The organism is Fictibacillus fluitans (assembly GCF_030418125.1).
GTDB classification, from domain to species: Bacteria; Bacillota; Bacilli; order Bacillales; family Fictibacillaceae; genus Fictibacillus_C; species Fictibacillus_C fluitans.
On record NZ_JAUHTR010000002.1, the window covers coordinates 327,214 to 342,801 of the forward strand.

General features: G+C 44.3%; 13 protein-coding genes. 11 read left to right on the forward strand and 2 right to left on the reverse strand.

Going from position 1 to position 15,588, the window contains the following annotated elements:
* The 6 genes from QYB97_RS06730 to QYB97_RS06755 all read left to right on the forward strand — a co-directional run bounded on the left by QYB97_RS06730 (position 1) and on the right by QYB97_RS06755 (position 7,850).
* Complete coding sequence (locus QYB97_RS06730) at positions 1 to 888, forward strand: carbohydrate ABC transporter permease (RefSeq protein ID WP_301165209.1); 888 nt, start codon at positions 1 to 3, stop codon at positions 886 to 888.
* A gap of 36 nt (positions 889 to 924) precedes the next feature.
* Positions 925 to 4,110 (forward strand): beta-galactosidase, LacZ type, encoded by a 3,186-nt coding sequence (gene lacZ, locus QYB97_RS06735; protein ID WP_301165210.1) that lies wholly within the window; start codon positions 925 to 927, stop codon positions 4,108 to 4,110.
* 245 nt (positions 4,111 to 4,355) lie between these two features.
* Positions 4,356 to 6,080 carry a ubiquinone-dependent pyruvate dehydrogenase gene (gene poxB / locus QYB97_RS06740; protein ID WP_301165211.1) on the forward strand — a complete coding sequence of 575 codons (1,725 nt, stop codon included), beginning with the start codon at positions 4,356 to 4,358 and terminating at the stop codon, positions 6,078 to 6,080.
* Positions 6,081 to 6,111: 31 nt separating this feature from the next.
* Positions 6,112 to 6,744, forward strand: coding sequence for a hypothetical protein (locus tag QYB97_RS06745; RefSeq protein WP_301165212.1), 633 nt, complete (start codon positions 6,112 to 6,114; stop codon positions 6,742 to 6,744).
* A 42-nt stretch (positions 6,745 to 6,786) separates the two neighbouring features.
* Positions 6,787 to 7,299: a hypothetical protein gene (locus tag QYB97_RS06750; RefSeq protein WP_301165213.1), complete on the forward strand. Its 513-nt coding sequence runs from the start codon at positions 6,787 to 6,789 to the stop codon at positions 7,297 to 7,299.
* 17 nt (positions 7,300 to 7,316) lie between these two features.
* Positions 7,317 to 7,850 carry a hypothetical protein gene (locus tag QYB97_RS06755; protein WP_301165214.1) on the forward strand — a complete coding sequence of 178 codons (534 nt, stop codon included), beginning with the start codon at positions 7,317 to 7,319 and terminating at the stop codon, positions 7,848 to 7,850.
* 148 nt (positions 7,851 to 7,998) lie between these two features.
* Here QYB97_RS06755 and QYB97_RS06760 read toward each other — a convergent pair whose 3' ends face one another.
* Positions 7,999 to 9,999 carry a CDP-glycerol glycerophosphotransferase family protein gene (locus tag QYB97_RS06760; protein WP_301165215.1) on the reverse strand — a complete coding sequence of 667 codons (2,001 nt, stop codon included), beginning with the start codon at positions 9,997 to 9,999 and terminating at the stop codon, positions 7,999 to 8,001.
* Between the two features lie 142 nt (positions 10,000 to 10,141).
* Here QYB97_RS06760 and QYB97_RS06765 point away from each other — a divergent pair, with 142 nt between their 5' ends.
* On the forward strand, positions 10,142 to 10,846 hold the full coding sequence (locus tag QYB97_RS06765) for a polysaccharide deacetylase family protein (RefSeq protein ID WP_301165216.1): 705 nt from the start codon (positions 10,142 to 10,144) through the stop codon (positions 10,844 to 10,846).
* Positions 10,847 to 10,907: 61 nt separating this feature from the next.
* Here the strand turns inward: QYB97_RS06765 and QYB97_RS06770 are convergent, their stop codons facing one another.
* A complete protein-coding gene (locus QYB97_RS06770; protein WP_301165217.1) occupies positions 10,908 to 11,477 on the reverse strand; it encodes a biotin transporter BioY in 570 nt (189 codons plus the stop codon).
* Between the two features lie 262 nt (positions 11,478 to 11,739).
* Here QYB97_RS06770 and QYB97_RS06775 point away from each other — a divergent pair, with 262 nt between their 5' ends.
* From QYB97_RS06775 to uxaC, 4 genes are all read left to right on the forward strand, one after another.
* Positions 11,740 to 12,126: a hotdog fold thioesterase gene (locus QYB97_RS06775; protein ID WP_425589774.1), complete on the forward strand. Its 387-nt coding sequence runs from the start codon at positions 11,740 to 11,742 to the stop codon at positions 12,124 to 12,126.
* Between the two features lie 108 nt (positions 12,127 to 12,234).
* Entirely contained in the window at positions 12,235 to 12,327 is a 93-nt protein-coding gene (locus QYB97_RS06780) for a putative holin-like toxin (RefSeq protein WP_301165218.1), read from the forward strand.
* A gap of 310 nt (positions 12,328 to 12,637) precedes the next feature.
* Complete coding sequence (locus QYB97_RS06785) at positions 12,638 to 13,960, forward strand: multi antimicrobial extrusion protein MatE (RefSeq protein ID WP_301165219.1); 1,323 nt, start codon at positions 12,638 to 12,640, stop codon at positions 13,958 to 13,960.
* Between the two features lie 182 nt (positions 13,961 to 14,142).
* On the forward strand, positions 14,143 to 15,564 hold the full coding sequence (gene uxaC, locus QYB97_RS06790) for a glucuronate isomerase (RefSeq protein WP_301165311.1): 1,422 nt from the start codon (positions 14,143 to 14,145) through the stop codon (positions 15,562 to 15,564).
* Positions 15,565 to 15,588 lie beyond the last annotated feature (24 nt).

Here is a 15,588-nt window from a genome sequence, read left to right on the forward strand (position 1 = left end):
ATGAATGTTATCGAAAAAGTAACACTGAATAATCCGCATGCTCTGCCGGCTAGGGTAAAATCACAAAAGAAAAAGGGCTTTTTCAGACAAAGCGGGGTCTACCTCTTTCTTGGACTGTTTGCCTTTATCTCGATCTTTCCATTTTACTGGATGATCATCGGAGCAACCAACCATTCAGGAAAAATGTTTTCAAGTCCGCCGACATTGCTTCCGGGCAAGGAATTTATGGTGAACCTGGCACATCTGAATGAGGCAGTCAGAATTGGCCGGGTCTTGTTTAACTCTGTCTTTGTTTCCGTTCTTTTCGTAATTCTGGCACTGGCCATTTCAACAGCCGCCGCCTATGTTCTGGCAAAGTTTGAATTCAAAGGCAAGAAGACCATCTTTACGGCTTTTCTGCTGTCCATGATGATCCCGGGGCAGGCCACTATGATTCCGCTGTTTAAAATGATGTCGGATTTCCACCTGCTCAATACGTACTTCGCATTGATTGCGCCCAGCCTTTGTTTTCCGTTTGCCATTTTTTTAATGAGGCAGAACTTGATGGCTTTTCCTACCGAGCTGATGGAGTCCGCCCGTCTGGATGGCGCAAGTGAACTGCGCATCTTTCTGTCCATTGTCCTGCCGTCCATGAAGCCGGCTCTTGCTGCGACGGCCATCTTCTTATTCATGTCACAGTGGAACAACTTTATGTGGCCATTGGTGGCGACCACTTCGAGTGAAATGTATACGTTCCCAGTAGCAATCGCTAGCCTCATGGGGGTCACCAGCATTGATTATGGCCAGGTTATGATGGGGGTAACGATCGCTACCATCCCGATGATTATCTTTTTCCTTGCCCTGCAACGCCATTTTATCTCCGGGATGCTTGGCTCTGCACTAAAGTAGCATTTATCAATTTAAAAAAGCAGAGGAGTGAAGAAATTGAACACAAAAAGTGATTGGGAAAATCTTTCGGTCCTTCAGCGAAACCGGCAGCCTGAACGCGCGTGCTTCGTCTCGTATGAAGACAAAGCATCGGCACTGTCCTATGAAAAAGGGAGATCCGGCAGGTATCAGCTGCTGAATGGAACATGGAAATTTCATTATGCCGACCAGCCTGCTCTGGCGCCTGAAGGTTTTCAAAAAGACAATTTTGATGTGTCAGCATGGAATGAGATTCCCGTGCCTTCCAACTGGCAGATGAACGGTTACGGACGTCCTCACTATACAAATGTGCAATATCCGTTTCCTGTGGATCCTCCATATATACCTGATGAGAATCCAACGGGCTCATACAGACGGGACTTTTATGTAACCGAAGGCTGGAAAGACGATACTATCATTCTCCGGTTTGAAGGGGTGGACAGCAGTTTTCATGTGTGGGTGAACGGCGAGGAAGCGGGCTACAGCCAGGGCAGCCGTCTTCCGTCAGAGTTTGACATCACCTCTTTGGTCCGGGACGGTAAAAACACCCTGGCGGTACAAGTCTATCAATGGTCTGAAGCGAGTTACATAGAGGATCAGGATATGTGGTGGCTGAGCGGGATTTTCAGGGATGTCTCGTTGATTGCACAGCCGCGGGTTCATGTGAATGACTATTTTATCCGGCCGGAACTGGACGAGAATTATGAGGACGCGGTGCTGCATCTCGACGCGGTTCTTCACAATCACAGTGGTGATCAGCTGAAAGATTATCGATTGGAAGTATCCCTTTTGGACTGCGATTTTCAGGAAGTAAGCAATGTCCGTACAGATGAAGAGGTGGCAGCGGATGCGTTCGGGGAAGCACGGCTATCCATTTCCCTGCCCGTAGAGAACCCTGAAAAATGGTCGGCAGAATCTCCTTATTTGTATCATCTTCTTATGACGTTGAAGGATGAACAAGGGAATACGATTGAAGTGATCTCGAGCAAGACGGGTTTTCGTTCGGTTGAGCTAAAAGACGGACTGTTTCTTGTTAACGGAGTGCCGATCAAGCTTAAAGGAGTTAACCGGCATGATCATCATCCGGACTTCGGGCGTGCGGTTCCACTGGAATGGATGATCGAAGACGTCAGGCTGATGAAGACCCATAACATCAATGCGGTAAGAACCTCTCATTATCCAAACGATCCAAAGTTTTATGATCTGTGTGATGAGTATGGATTGTATGTGATAGATGAGGCTGATCTTGAATGCCATGGTTTTGTGTTTACTGACAACATGCATCAACTCAGTGAGGACTCCGATTGGCAGGAAGCGTATATGGACCGGATGCGCCGCATGGTCGAGCGGGATAAAAATCATCCTTCCATTATTATGTGGTCGCTCGGGAATGAGTCCGGATTCGGACAAAACCATGTGGCGATGGCCGAATGGGCAAAACAAAGAGACCCTTCGCGTCTTGTTCATTATGAAGGAGAAGTCCGGGAGATCATGGTCAGGGATAATAACGAACCCAAAAGCGAACCTGTTGCTTCGGATGTGTTCACCACCATGTATACGGCAGTCGAGGTGATGGACCAATTGGGGAGCCGGACCGATTTGGAAAAGCCCCATATACTATGTGAATACGCCCATGCTATGGGAAATGGAGCAGGCGGATTAAAGGAGTATTGGGAAACGTTCTATAAGTACCCGCGCCTGCAGGGCGGTTTCATCTGGGAGTGGCTCGATCACGGCATTCGCCAATACACAGAGGATGGACAAGAGTACTTTGCGTATGGCGGAGACTTTGGAGAGCAGCCGCATGACGGGAATTTTGTGATTGATGGCCTGGTCATGCCGGATCATACCCCGTCACCTGCATTGGCTGAATACAAAAAAGTCATTGAGCCGGTAGTGGTGGAAGAGCGCGATTTGAAAAGCGGAAAAATTTCCGTTACGAACCGATATGACTTTCTTTCGCTCCATCATCTTCAGTTAAACTGGTCAATCGAAGCGGATGGCAAGCGATTGAACAGCGGAATTATGGGGGTGGATGAGATTCAAGCGGGTGAATCGAAGGAGGCAATGATTCCATATGCTCTTCCGGCGATTATTCAGCCGGGAACCGATTACTGGCTGAACCTTTCATTTACTTTAATTGCGGATACTGCCTGGGCAAAAGCTGGACATGAGGTCGCCTGGTCTCAGTTCAAGCTTCCGGTTCATACAGACGCCCGGGTAATGGACCGGCGTGTCATACCTGGTTTGGAAGTGAAAGAGGACTCACATAAAATCCGGGTAAAAGGCCAATCGTTTGAGGTTGTGTTTAACCAGCTGAACGGACGAATGGAATCCTGGACACATGAAGGGTCTTCTGTACTGGAAAAAGGACCAAAATTAAACTTCTGGAGAGCCCCGATCGACAATGATTATTTGGCGAACTCGGGCTGGAAGACGGTATCTTCCTATGAACAGTGGGTGGAAGCGGGAGTGAATCATCTGCAGCAGCGGATGCTCTCTTTCTCATATGAGCTTTCAGATGATAATAAGAGCGTTGTGCTTGAGACAAAATTCAGGATTGCACCGGCTAAGCTCAGCTGGGGAATATCCGCAGCACTCACGTATGAGATTTATGGAAGCGGAGATGTGGTTGTGAGGGCAGAAGGCCAGCCTGAAGGGAACTATCCGGCCACGCTGCCGAGAATTGGATTGCAGCTTGAGCTGCCAAACCAATTGGATCAGGTGAAGTGGTATGGCCGCGGACCAGGGGAGTCCTACATGGACAGCAGGCAGGCCGGACGAATGGGAGTCTGGAGTTCCCATGTGGATGGACTTTACACACCATACGTGCTGCCGCAGGAAAATGGCAACCGCCACGAAACACGCTGGGCGTCATTTACCAGTCCTTATGGTGGAGGTCTGTTCGCAGGAGGAATGCCGGTGATTGATTTCAGCGCTTCACGTTACACCGTGGAAACCCTTGAGACTGCGAAGCATACGTATGAGCTGGTTAAAGCTGATCATATTGTTCTTCATCTGGATCATCAGCAGCACGGGCTCGGGTCTGCCAGCTGCGGACCGGATGTCTTGAATAAATATCAGCTGCACACGAAGGATTTTCAGTTTGCTGTCCGTCTGAAACCTTTTAATGACGGGCAGATGCCGGCAGCGGAGTTAGCGAAGCTCAGTTTTGAACAAAAAATTGGCGCGGTAAAAAACTAAATAGAACAGATGGGATGACGCGAGGGATTGCGTCATCTTTTTTTATGAAAATGATAGGGTCATGCGACGGTACACAGTGTTCTGCATTATCTCCGGAAGCTTTAGGAAAGGTTTCCCTTTTAATTGGTTTGGGTAGTGTTTCATCAAGTGGTTTGTACGGAAAAAACCGCATATTCTCTGCCGCCCAAGGGATAATATGGAAGTATTTGCACAATGTGAGGCAGTATTCAAAAAGGAGAGTGCTTATGAAGAGAACAGTTGCAGATCTGCTGGTCGAGTCATTGAGAAGTGCTGGTATTGAACGGATTTACGGAATTGTGGGAGATTCGCTGAACGCTGTGCTGGACTCTATCCGCCGATCCGGAAAAATTGAATGGATTTCCGTACGGCATGAGGAAGTTGCCGCTTTTGCAGCAGGATCTGATGCCATGCTGAGCAACAGTATTGCGGTATGTGCAGGCAGCAGCGGTCCGGGTAACCTGCATTTGATTAACGGTCTTTATGATTGCCACCGAAACCGGATCCCGGTCCTTGCCATTGCGGCCCATATTCCAAGCAACGAGCTTGGCGGACAATACTTTCAGCAAACCCGTCCTGAATTGCTGTTCCGTGATTGCAGCCATTACTGCGAGGTGCTGACACGTCCTGAACAGATGCCGCGCATGGTAACGATGGCCATGCAGCACGCCATTGGACAGGCAGGGGTATCCGTCATCATTTTGCCAGGTGATGTGGCTTCTCTACATGACGAGGAAACAGTTCCTCCGCAGGTCATTCATGTGACCAAGCCAGTTGTGCGCCCATCCGATGAAGAGCTTGATAAGCTGGCGGGCTATTTAAATAAAGGGAAAAAAGTGACTATTCTCGCCGGTGCCGGCTGTGCAGGCGCACATACGGAAGCCATGGCCTTGTGTGATGCGCTCAAATCCCCAATGGTCATCGCGCTCAGAGGGAAGGAGCATCTTGAGTACGATAATCCGTATTCGGTCGGCCTGACAGGGCTTATCGGATATGCCTCAGGCTATCACGCCATGATGGACTGCGACGTGCTGCTCATGCTTGGAACCGACTTCCCGTACCGGCAATTCTTCCCTGAGAAAGCGGATATTCTGCAGATCGACATCCGGGGTGAACACCTGGGACGCAGAGCTGCCCTCAGCTATGGGGTGGTTGGCGACGTAAAACATACGATAGATGCACTGCTTCCATTATTGAAGGTTAAAAAAGATACCGGCCATTTGGACAAGTATGTGAAAGACTATGCCAAGGTACGCAAGGATCTCGACAAGATGGCGACAGGTAAAAAAGGAAAAGGACCGGTTCATCCTCAATACTTAACCAAGGTCGTCAGTGACTATGCTTCGGAAAACGCCATTTTCACATGTGATGTGGGAACGCCGACATTATGGGCCGCCCGTTACCTGCAGATGAGTGAGGGGCGCCGCCTGCTGGGGTCATTCAACCATGGAACGATGGCCAATGCGCTGCCGCAAGCCATTGGAGCCCAGGTGTCAAGAAGAGATGCACAGGTCATTTCCTTATCAGGTGACGGCGGACTGGCCATGCTTATGGGCGATCTTCTCACCCTGAAGGTTCATCAGCTGCCGGTCAAAGTGGTTGTTTTCAACAATACGTCATTAAGCTTTGTGGAATTGGAGATGAAGGCGGCCGGCTACCTGGAGACTGGAACCTCGCTCGGTGAATTCAATTATGCCTCCATTGCTGAGGGGATGGGCATTAAAGGCATTCGTGTGGAGGATCCGGGTGACCTGGAGGACGCGGTTAAACAATCGTTTAATCATAACGGTCCGGTGCTGCTTGATGTGGTGGTCAACCGCCAGGAGCTCGCCCTTCCGCCAAAAATCGAATTCGAGCAGGCACACGGCTTTACCATGTGGATGCTCAAAACCGTGCTGAACGGAAAAGGAGACGAGCTGGTCGATTTGGCCAAGACCAACCTGTTCAGATAAAAAAAATAAAAGTGACATGCGATGGTTTCGCATGTCACTTTTTTGTTTGCGTTTACGTTTGATGCCCGAAGCTGTTCAAAACAATATTTTACATAAAATGGTTTTAGTTCATATATTTAGGGAATTGGCAATACAAAAGCATGAAAGAGGTGAAGCTGTGGTCCGGACGGTCGTGTTGGTCGCTGCTATTGCTTTTGTTCTCGGTGTTGCCTATTTTTCTTTTGCAGGTGTACAGCCAAGTACATATAAGAATTCAAATGGAAAACAGGTAGTGAAGGGATCGGATCTTTGGAGACAGGTATCCTACCGAATAACAGAGAGGAAAGGGAAACCCCACAAGTGGCACATGGTAACGGAAAATGGTTACGCTAATACCGAAGAAAAGGCAGCAACGATTAGATATCTTAACCGTTTTAAAACCCATGTCGAGCATACAGGTTATTTGGAAGCCGCAATTCATATTGTGGCTGCGATCTGTGCTGCTGGGGGGTTAATAGCTTTTATGTACCGGAAATCGATAAAACCCCAATCTATGCAGCTCATAAAAGGGGCAATAGGCTTTGCATTACTGGCCACCTTTTACATTGGAAGCCTGAACTGGAATAACATGAGTTCGAGAGCTGAGGATATTACGGAGGCTGCGGCAGAACATGCAAGAAAATAATAAAAACTTTCGATATGGTTATGGGAGTAAAGGAGACTGGTGATGGTGCGACTCGTATTGTCGATAATAGGCGGTATAGCCGCCATGATTTGTGTAGTGGTTTATTCCTTTACTGCAATGAGTACTGAAGAAGAGGTTAACGGCACGAAAGTCTCCAGATGGTGGGATCACTGGCACCAATTACACTATAAGGAGATTTTTGATTCACAGGATGATACAAAGGAATGGACATTGGGCACCAAGTATGGGGTGATCCACCTTTCTGAAAGCAAGAAAGATGCTGGTACGAGTCACAAGGATTCAGAAGCTTGGGATGCGGTTAATGAGGCGGGGGACAGCGAATCACTTTTCTATTTACTCCTTGGGTATTGGGCGGTGGTAACAAGCGTGCTGCTCATTAACCACAGACGCTTCACCAAAAAAAATCCTTACTTGGTAAAGATTCTACTGTGTTTTTTACCTATTTTCCTAATAGGTCTGATGATAGGAATTGTGCAAGATGCAGCCAGAGCAAGTGAACGCGCCGAAAAGGTGTTTTTAGAGCTGGAAAAATAAATAAATGAGGTGTTCATGTGAGCGGGCGTTTTCTTGTGCTTCTAGTAACAGTCGCAGTTTGCTTCGGAGCTCTATACTTCTTTCTTGATTCAGCACATTCGACTTATCGTGAATCAAAAGAAGTGATGGTATTTCAAAGGCAGGATTATTGGAGTGATATGTCTTATCAGCAGAAGGTCTTTATCAAAAGTGACCGGCCCACAGAATGGACGCTATCTATGGGTAAGGTAAAAAGCCGGACCTATGAAGAAACAGAAAAAAATCGAGAATTTCTACAAGACTTTGAAAAGGGATTAGACAAAGCCATTTCAGAAGAAACAGAGGTCTTTACCTGGGCAACAGTGGTTGTGCTCACCTTTTTTTATGTTGTGCTTTACAGGAATGAATGGATTGCGCCTGATAAGAAATTTCCAAAACAAGGTCTTTTTATTGGATTCTTTTTAGCCGCCTATTTTTGCATGCATATTTTTCAGCATGTACAGCCAGCTTTGTATGCAAAAGAAGATGCAGAGGATGCTTATTATGACCTGCGTGTCGGTTTCCGGCAATAATTTACTTTGTTTAAAATCTACTGAAGTAGCAGGCGTTTATATAGGATACTTTCAAAATAATATTGAAAAAGCAGGAGGGAAAAACTTATTGTTTTTCCCTCCTGCTTACTATGAAAAAAAACCGTAGTTTGGCAGTTTTTGCTCAAACTTATGCTGAAAACGATTGTTCAGAAGACAATTCTATATCGTTTGGCGAAGATAGCTCATTAAAAATATTCTTATGGATAAAGTCGTAGGTGTTTTTTGTATTTTGCCCATCTGTACATTCCATTAATTTAGCAAATTGAGCTTTATGAAAAGATAATTGCGGTCGAGCATAGTTTTCTATAATTTTTGAATTTAACTCATTAAATTCTTCGACTATATCTCCAAATACGATATTTTTCTGAAGAGTATTTGGTGAACCATATTCTTTTTCAGCCAACTCCTTGTCTTCCCAATAAAAAATGACATTGCTCCCTCCTGCATATGCATAAAAGGTGATTGAGGAATAGTCTGAAATAACGACCTTACTACTCAATAGAGCATCCTTAATATCCCCTACAAAAAAGTAGGGTTCATATTTCTTGTAAATGTCAGGGAACTGCTCCTGCAAAATAATTTTTGATTTGGGATGAAGAACTACATTAACTTTCTTATCCAGATAGAATGGTTCTTTACGTATTAATTCAATAAAAGATAAATAACGATCCAAGTAGCTGCCAGCTTCAATACTTCCGGTAAGATCCCAAGGTCTCCAGGTTAGCATAAAGGTAACTTCTTTCTTTTGATTGTTTTGTTCTTGTACATAAAGGTCGAGGTTTGGAAGCCCCGTTACCATAATTTCTTTTTCCGTATAAGAAGTATTCTTTAAAAATAAGTCTTTTTCAAACTTAGAATTAACCAGCATATAATCTGGAGCAATCGGTACTTTTCGGTTAAAGTAGCCTCTTTCAAAAATATTGGTCGCCATACACGGACCATGTTGAAGCATTATTTTTTTGTTTGTATTAAGAACCTTTCTCTTTACAAGGTAGTCATTGTCATATAATCTTCTTTGAATATGGCTGACTAAATCAGAAGATAGAAAGCTTCTAGCTAAGAAAATATATAAAAAAGCAAGAAAACTATTTTTTGCCACAACACTCTTACCATACTTTTTCTTTAACTCTTGAAATTTTACATGATCTTTATCCAGGATATATAGGCAGACATCACCTTTATTATACGCATACTTAAAAAGCTCAAAAGCAGATTCTGAGGCACCCATGCTAAATTTTTCAAAATAAATGTCGTATTTTTCTTTATTAGATATTATTAAATGGAGTAAAAATGCAAATAGTTCTTTAATAGCTATCCATTTGCTCAGTATACTGGTTACAACGATAACGTATTGGCCAGTTATTGATTTCCTTACAAATAATTCACTATTCATTTTTCTTAGCCGACATGACAATGTATTATATAAATAATGCTTTTTATCATAGTTATGTTTTGATGCAGATTTTAAATTATACCAATAGCTGTGCTCCTCATGCTCAAGCTTGATGTAGACAGGGATATTAATTGAACTTGTTTCTAAGTAGTGTTGATATAGCATTTTTACTGGAATCCAACACCAATAAGCATGAAAAAGCATAGTAATTTTTCCAGTTTTAAATGCAAATTTCTCTCTAATTGTTTTAGGGAAAATAAAATTCAGTTTTACATTGACGCTTTTATCATAACCAAAGGATAAAAAAGTTTGTCTAAATGAGTAGTTCTGAAATCGCATTATGCCAAAAAATAAGAAGTGGAACAAAACTAAGAGGACAGTTCCGCGAAGTGCAGGGGTTTTTTCAATCTTATCTATATATTTTCCAAATTGCTTTTGCCTTGTTTTAACAAAAGCAAGTTTTCGCTTTGAATCTACATAAAATATAATTTTCTCTTGGATTGCATTGCCTTGTTTTGTACGTATACTTCGTAAATTCATACTTTGTAATACTGTCAATGGCTCATGTTCAGCAAGTTCAACAACCTTTCCAGATTCTTGATTGTAAACATAGTACTTTTTGTTTAGTTTCTTCTTCCGATCGTTTATACTTTTGGTCCCGTTAAATGTACAATAACCGTTTGTTAGTACAGGTGTATTGTTTACTTTTTCCCCAAAAGTTTTAGTTAATCCCATCTTTTTCCCCCATTTTTATATTTATTGTAAATTACAAAATTCAACAAAAATAGTCATATTGTACCATGATATTATTAAGCGAAAAGGAAGTAAAGACCTTTTTACTTTTTAATTAAATCAATCTCTTTAGTTTGGAGGTATCATGAAAAAAAGAATAGTTTTAACCCTAGCCATATTACTCGTCTTATTTCTTGTATTAGTGGGTACATATAAACTCATGAATGCCCGGAATTTTCAGGTGTTTGGCGGTTTGATAAGTCATGTGGAAACGAAGGAAAAGGTGGTTGCAGTCACGTTTGATGACGGACCAACGGATCATGTGGATGCTCTTCTTCCTGTTCTTAAAAAGTACGATGCAAAAGGAACCTTTTTTCTCATTGGAAATGAGCTGCAGAAGAATATGGCAGAAGGAAAGAAGCTGGTCAAGGCTGGCCATCAGATCGGCAACCATACGTATTCCCACAAACGAATGATCTTTAAATCGCCTTCCTTTATCAAGCAGGAACTGAAAAAGACAAATGCTTTGATTCGTCAGGCCGGCTACAAGGGGCAGATTGATCTCCGACCGCCGAACGGCAAAAAGCTCATCGGATTGCCGTACTATGCAAATAAATTTCACATGGACACCATCACTTGGAACCTTGAGCCGGATACCTATTACACCTCGGTGGAGGACAAGGTGAATTATGTGGTGAAAAATGTGAAGCCAGGTTCCATTATTTTGTTTCATCCGATGTATGATAAAACAGGGAATGAGCTGATGTCAGTGGAGAAAACGCTGGATGCATTGAGTAAAAAGGGGTACCGGTTTGTAACGGTGAATGAACTGCAAAAATTAGATAGGTAGTGGGAGCAATACAAACCAAAAACCGGGAAGGAGTTGACCTTCACGGTTTTTCTCTTGTTTATTATACTGCCTTCTTTATCCCCGTGTTTGGCAGCAGCCGAGCCTTTTCCAACCTGGACCGAACGGTAATGCCGATCCAGCTGGCAAGAAAAGCCTTGATCAGCCCGACTATGATAAACGGATAGGCACCGGCTGCGAGCGCTTTTGCCCAGCTGAGGTCAACCGAAAATTTGAGCTGGATGACACCGAATAACAGGGTAACCACCATACCGACTGTGTTGGCCAGCATGGCGTTTTTCAGGGTAAAAGATGTCTTTTCAAGAATGAGTCCGGTAATATATGCGGCAAAAATAAAACCGATAATGTAGCCTCCGGTAGGCCCAATAATGACGCTTAATCCGCTTTTCGCTTCGGCAAAAACCGGTACACCTGCTGCCCCAACGGCCATATAGCCGATCATAGCCAGTGCCCCAAGACGGCTTCCCAATATGGTAGCCGTGATTCCGACGGCGAGCGTCTGTCCGCTGATGGGAACAAGCGGAAGCGGAATTTCAATTTGCGCCAAAATGGCTGTCATCGCCACAAACAAAGCGCAGATGATGGTCATGCGCAAACGCGTGGATTGATCCATAACAAGTCTCCCCTTTAATCTTTAATGTAAACTATATATATTTTAAAGTTAACATTAAAAATGCAGATTGATAAGATTTTTTTTGATCAAAATCCAGTTAAATGGTGTTAACCACCTTATATGAGAGCTATAACGAAGTAATTCGTGATTAAACAGTTGTTTAATAAAAAACTAACTGGATTGAAAGCGATTTCTTCCTTTTCTCGTTTCCGAGAGGTATGCTGAAGATATAGGAATAGAGAGGGGATGAGTGAAGTTGGAAATGAAAGATTTGAAAGACACGATGCTTGGTGCGCTGGGCATCGAGATTGTTGAACTTTCCGATGAAAAGGCGGTTGCGACCATGCCGGTTAACTCTGCCACACACCAGCCGTTTGGACTTTTGCACGGCGGCGCATCCGTCGCACTGGCGGAAACCATCGCCAGCATCGGAACCTTTCATTTTATTGATGAAACCACCGAAATGGCTGTCGGAATGGAGATCAACGCCAACCATCTCCGCGGCAAAAAGGATGGAGTTGTGACCGCAACGGCAACCCCGTTACATAAGGGCAGAACCTCCATGGTCTGGGACATTAAAATTACCGATGAAGAGGGAAAATTGGTATGCGTGTCCCGCTGCACCATGGCGATCATGAAAAGGAAGTAAGGAAAAGGCCTGATGAGGGCCTTTTTTCTTTTTAATAAAAATTTTCTAATTTCGCGTATAGGACAAGTTTGGTCCCGGGGACAATGAAGATAAAGGAGGACGATGCTGATGAACACATTTGAAGTCATCTCGCTCATGATCAGCTTTGGAATGTTTGTAATCGCTGTTCTCGACTTTCACAACCACGACAAAAACTCCTGACCCCAGACCTAGAAAACGATCCGCACGAAAAGGGCCCTTAGAGAGGGCCTTTTTTTGCGGTTTGAGAGTAAAACATGCGTTTTTGAGAAAAAGTGAGCCGAATTTGAGAATAAATGAAGTTGATTTGAGAGTGAGTTAATTTTGTAAACGATAAATCAGCCTGTTCGCGGATAAACACAGCAAATTCGCGTATAAGTTAGTTCCTGGAAACGGAAATTCGATAAAGTATACACCTGCCGAGTTTAAAAAGTTGAAATAGTGTGAATTTGGGTATAGCGTAGGTGAATAAGAGAGGAGGGAGTCCAAAGACTTGGATAAGGTAAATCCCAATTTTTCATTGATGAGGATGCTCGCTTTTTTTATCCCGCTGGGGTTCTCGGCCAGCCTGACGTCCATTACCCATGTCATCATCAACGGGACACTGGGCCGTGCCGACCATGCGGAAATCATCATTGCCAATTACGCGATTGCACTGTCCCTGTTTGGCATTATTGAACGCCCGGTTCTTGTTTTCAGGCAAACGTGTTCGGCGCTGGTCAAAGGCCAAGCATCATTTCAGGTGTTGTTCTCTGTGTTTGTGAGGGTGACAATTGCCATTTTTCTCGTTTGTGCCCTGATTGGATTTACACCGCTTGGCAACTGGATTTTTCTCACGCTGTTTGATGCCGATCCTGCCTCGCTGAATCAGCTCTTTTCCAGCTTCAGAATCATTGCCCTTGTGATTCTTTTCTCCGGGATGCGCTGCCTCTACCAGGGAATCATCATCAATCACTATGAAACAAAGTGGATTACCGCGGGGGTTATTTTCCGTCTGGCAGGCATGCTGATCATCTCATTCAGCCTTGTTCATTTTGATCTCGTGAAATCCAGTTCGGCGGGTGCGCTCATTTTCTTGACGGGAATGGTCATCGAATGCGGGTTCAGTGTGTGGAGAGGCCGTTCCATCCTGGCCGAACAGGGAGAGATAGAAGAGCCTGAGCTAAAGAAAAAAGAAATTTATTCATTTTATACGCCGCTCGTTTTCTACCTGTCCTTTCAGACCATCATCATCCCGATTATCTATGCGTTTCTCGGGAAAATCGAAAATGTCCACATGGGAATTGCTTCGTTTGCGCTGGCCTTCAGCATCACCAATCTTGTTTTGAGCTTTTTCATGTATACACATCAGCTCGTGCTGCAGTTCTTCAAAAATAACAGAAGCACGGTGATTGAATGTGTCATCGTCTTCAGCCTTGTGCCTTCACTGCTTCTTTGTGTGCTTTGTTTTACACCGGCGGGGCTTTGGTTCATGAGCCATATTATGGGCACCAACGAGGCACTCGGTCAGGAATGCTTAAGTGTGTTGAAATACTTTATTATTAAAACGCTCGTTTTTCCGTGGGTGGATTTTCTGGGTGGCATCCTTATGCTGCAAAAAAGTACTCGGAGCATGCTGAAGCCTCAGGTTCTGAACATTATTACCGTTTGCGTCCTTATTGTGCCATTGGTCTATTATCTGCCTGATTTGAATGGCAGGGCCGGAGCGATTGCCGCATCCATCGGTGAATTGGCGGGCTTGCTGGCGGTGTATCAGGTGGTTCGTAAAGTCCTGCAAAGGAAAAAGCCGCAGACAGAAATATCGGAAAATTTTTAAATAGGTATTGTGTTTGGAAAAGTGAAGTTGTACAATAAACCACGAGGAAAATTGTTAACGTGAACATCAACGGTATTTTGTAAGCGGTTTTTTAGAGATCCATTCTCATGAAGAAAACCGCTTTTCTGAACACTGTATTGTTAGCGTTAACATTTTAGAAAATTAGGAAAGTTGGTGGAATGATGGCAAAGTTTATGGATGAGAATTTTTTGCTCAAAAACGATGTTGCTGTTACGTTGTATCACGATTATGCACGTGAAATGCCGATTATCGATTATCACTGTCATTTGAGTCCTAAGGAAATCTATGAAAACAAAACCTTTAAAAATATCACGGATGCCTGGCTTTCCGGCGACCATTACAAGTGGCGCGTCATGAGAGAAAACGGCATTTTGGAAGAATACGTAACCGGAGATGCACCGGACTATGAGAAGTTTCTTGCCTGGTCCAGAACCGTTCCGATGGCGATCGGCAACCCATTGTACAACTGGACACACCTTGAGCTTCAGCGCTTCTTTGGAATCTATGACATTCTTAATGAAAAAAGCGCACCGCAAATCTGGGAGAAAACCAATGAGCTGCTGGGCAATGGATCCTTTGGCGCAAGAGACTTGATTGTGAAATCCAATGTAAAAGTGATCTGCACAACCGATGACCCGACAGATTCCCTTGAGTATCACGCACTTTTGAAAGATGAATCCAACTTTCCGGTAAGCGTGCTGCCAGGGTTCCGTCCGGACAAAGGACTTGAGATGAATAGAGATACGTATCTTCCATGGGTGGAAAAACTTGCAGAATCTGCTGACCGCAGCATCGGAAATTACGATGAATTTCTCGAAGCACTTGAATCCAGAGTTCGTTTCTTCCACTCCCTTGGCGGACGCGTTTCCGACCATGCCATCGATTCCATGGGCTTTGAACAAGCAAGCAAAGAGGAAGTGGAGGAGATTTTTGCGAAGCGTCTTTCCGGAGATACCGTATCCCTTCAGGACGAAACCAAATACAAAACGTATACGCTTCGCTTTTTGGGAGAGTTGTATGCAGAGCTGGATTGGGCCATGCAATTCCATATTAATGCACTGCGCAACAACAGCAGCAGAATGTTTAAAACAATCGGGCCGGATACCGGTTTTGATTCCATGAACGATGAAGGAATTGCAAAGCCGCTTGTTCAGTTGCTCGACTCGCTCGACACCAACAACAAGCTGCCGAAAACCATTCTTTATTCCTTGAATCCGAATGATAACTATGTAATTGCAAGCATGATTAATAGTTTCCAGGATGGTGTAACGCCAGGAAAGATTCAGCACGGTACGGCATGGTGGTTCAATGATACGAAGGACGGAATGCTCGCTCAGATGAAAGCGCTGTCGAATGTGGGCTTGTTCAGCCGGTTTATTGGAATGCTTACCGACTCCAGAAGTTTCCTTTCCTATACCCGCCATGAATATTTCCGAAGAATTGTCTGCAACTTGATCGGTGAATGGGTGGAAGACGGGGAAGTGCCGGAGGATATCGAGCTGCTGGGCAGCATCGTGCAGGGCATCTCGTACAACAATGCGAAGGAATATTTTCAGTTTCAAGAGAGCGAAGTAAACGTATAAACAAAAAAAGATCCCCTGCTCAGC

What these genes read in the sequence shown, in the direction of transcription:
- uxaC (WP_301165311.1), top strand. Translation starts at nt 14,143, where the DNA reads ATGGCAAAGTTTATGGATGAGAATTTTTTGCTCAAAAACGATGTTGCT.
- QYB97_RS06765 (WP_301165216.1), top strand. Translation starts at nt 10,142, where the DNA reads ATGAAAAAAAGAATAGTTTTAACCCTAGCCATATTACTCGTCTTATTT.
- QYB97_RS06760 (WP_301165215.1), bottom strand. Translation starts at nt 9,999, where the DNA reads ATGGGATTAACTAAAACTTTTGGGGAAAAAGTAAACAATACACCTGTA.
- QYB97_RS06730 (WP_301165209.1), top strand. Translation starts at nt 1, where the DNA reads ATGAATGTTATCGAAAAAGTAACACTGAATAATCCGCATGCTCTGCCG.
- QYB97_RS06750 (WP_301165213.1), top strand. Translation starts at nt 6,787, where the DNA reads ATGGTGCGACTCGTATTGTCGATAATAGGCGGTATAGCCGCCATGATT.
- QYB97_RS06775 (WP_425589774.1), top strand. Translation starts at nt 11,740, where the DNA reads ATGAAAGATTTGAAAGACACGATGCTTGGTGCGCTGGGCATCGAGATT.
- QYB97_RS06745 (WP_301165212.1), top strand. Translation starts at nt 6,112, where the DNA reads ATGTCACTTTTTTGTTTGCGTTTACGTTTGATGCCCGAAGCTGTTCAA.
- QYB97_RS06780 (WP_301165218.1), top strand. Translation starts at nt 12,235, where the DNA reads ATGAACACATTTGAAGTCATCTCGCTCATGATCAGCTTTGGAATGTTT.
- poxB (WP_301165211.1), top strand. Translation starts at nt 4,356, where the DNA reads ATGAAGAGAACAGTTGCAGATCTGCTGGTCGAGTCATTGAGAAGTGCT.
- QYB97_RS06770 (WP_301165217.1), bottom strand. Translation starts at nt 11,477, where the DNA reads ATGGATCAATCCACGCGTTTGCGCATGACCATCATCTGCGCTTTGTTT.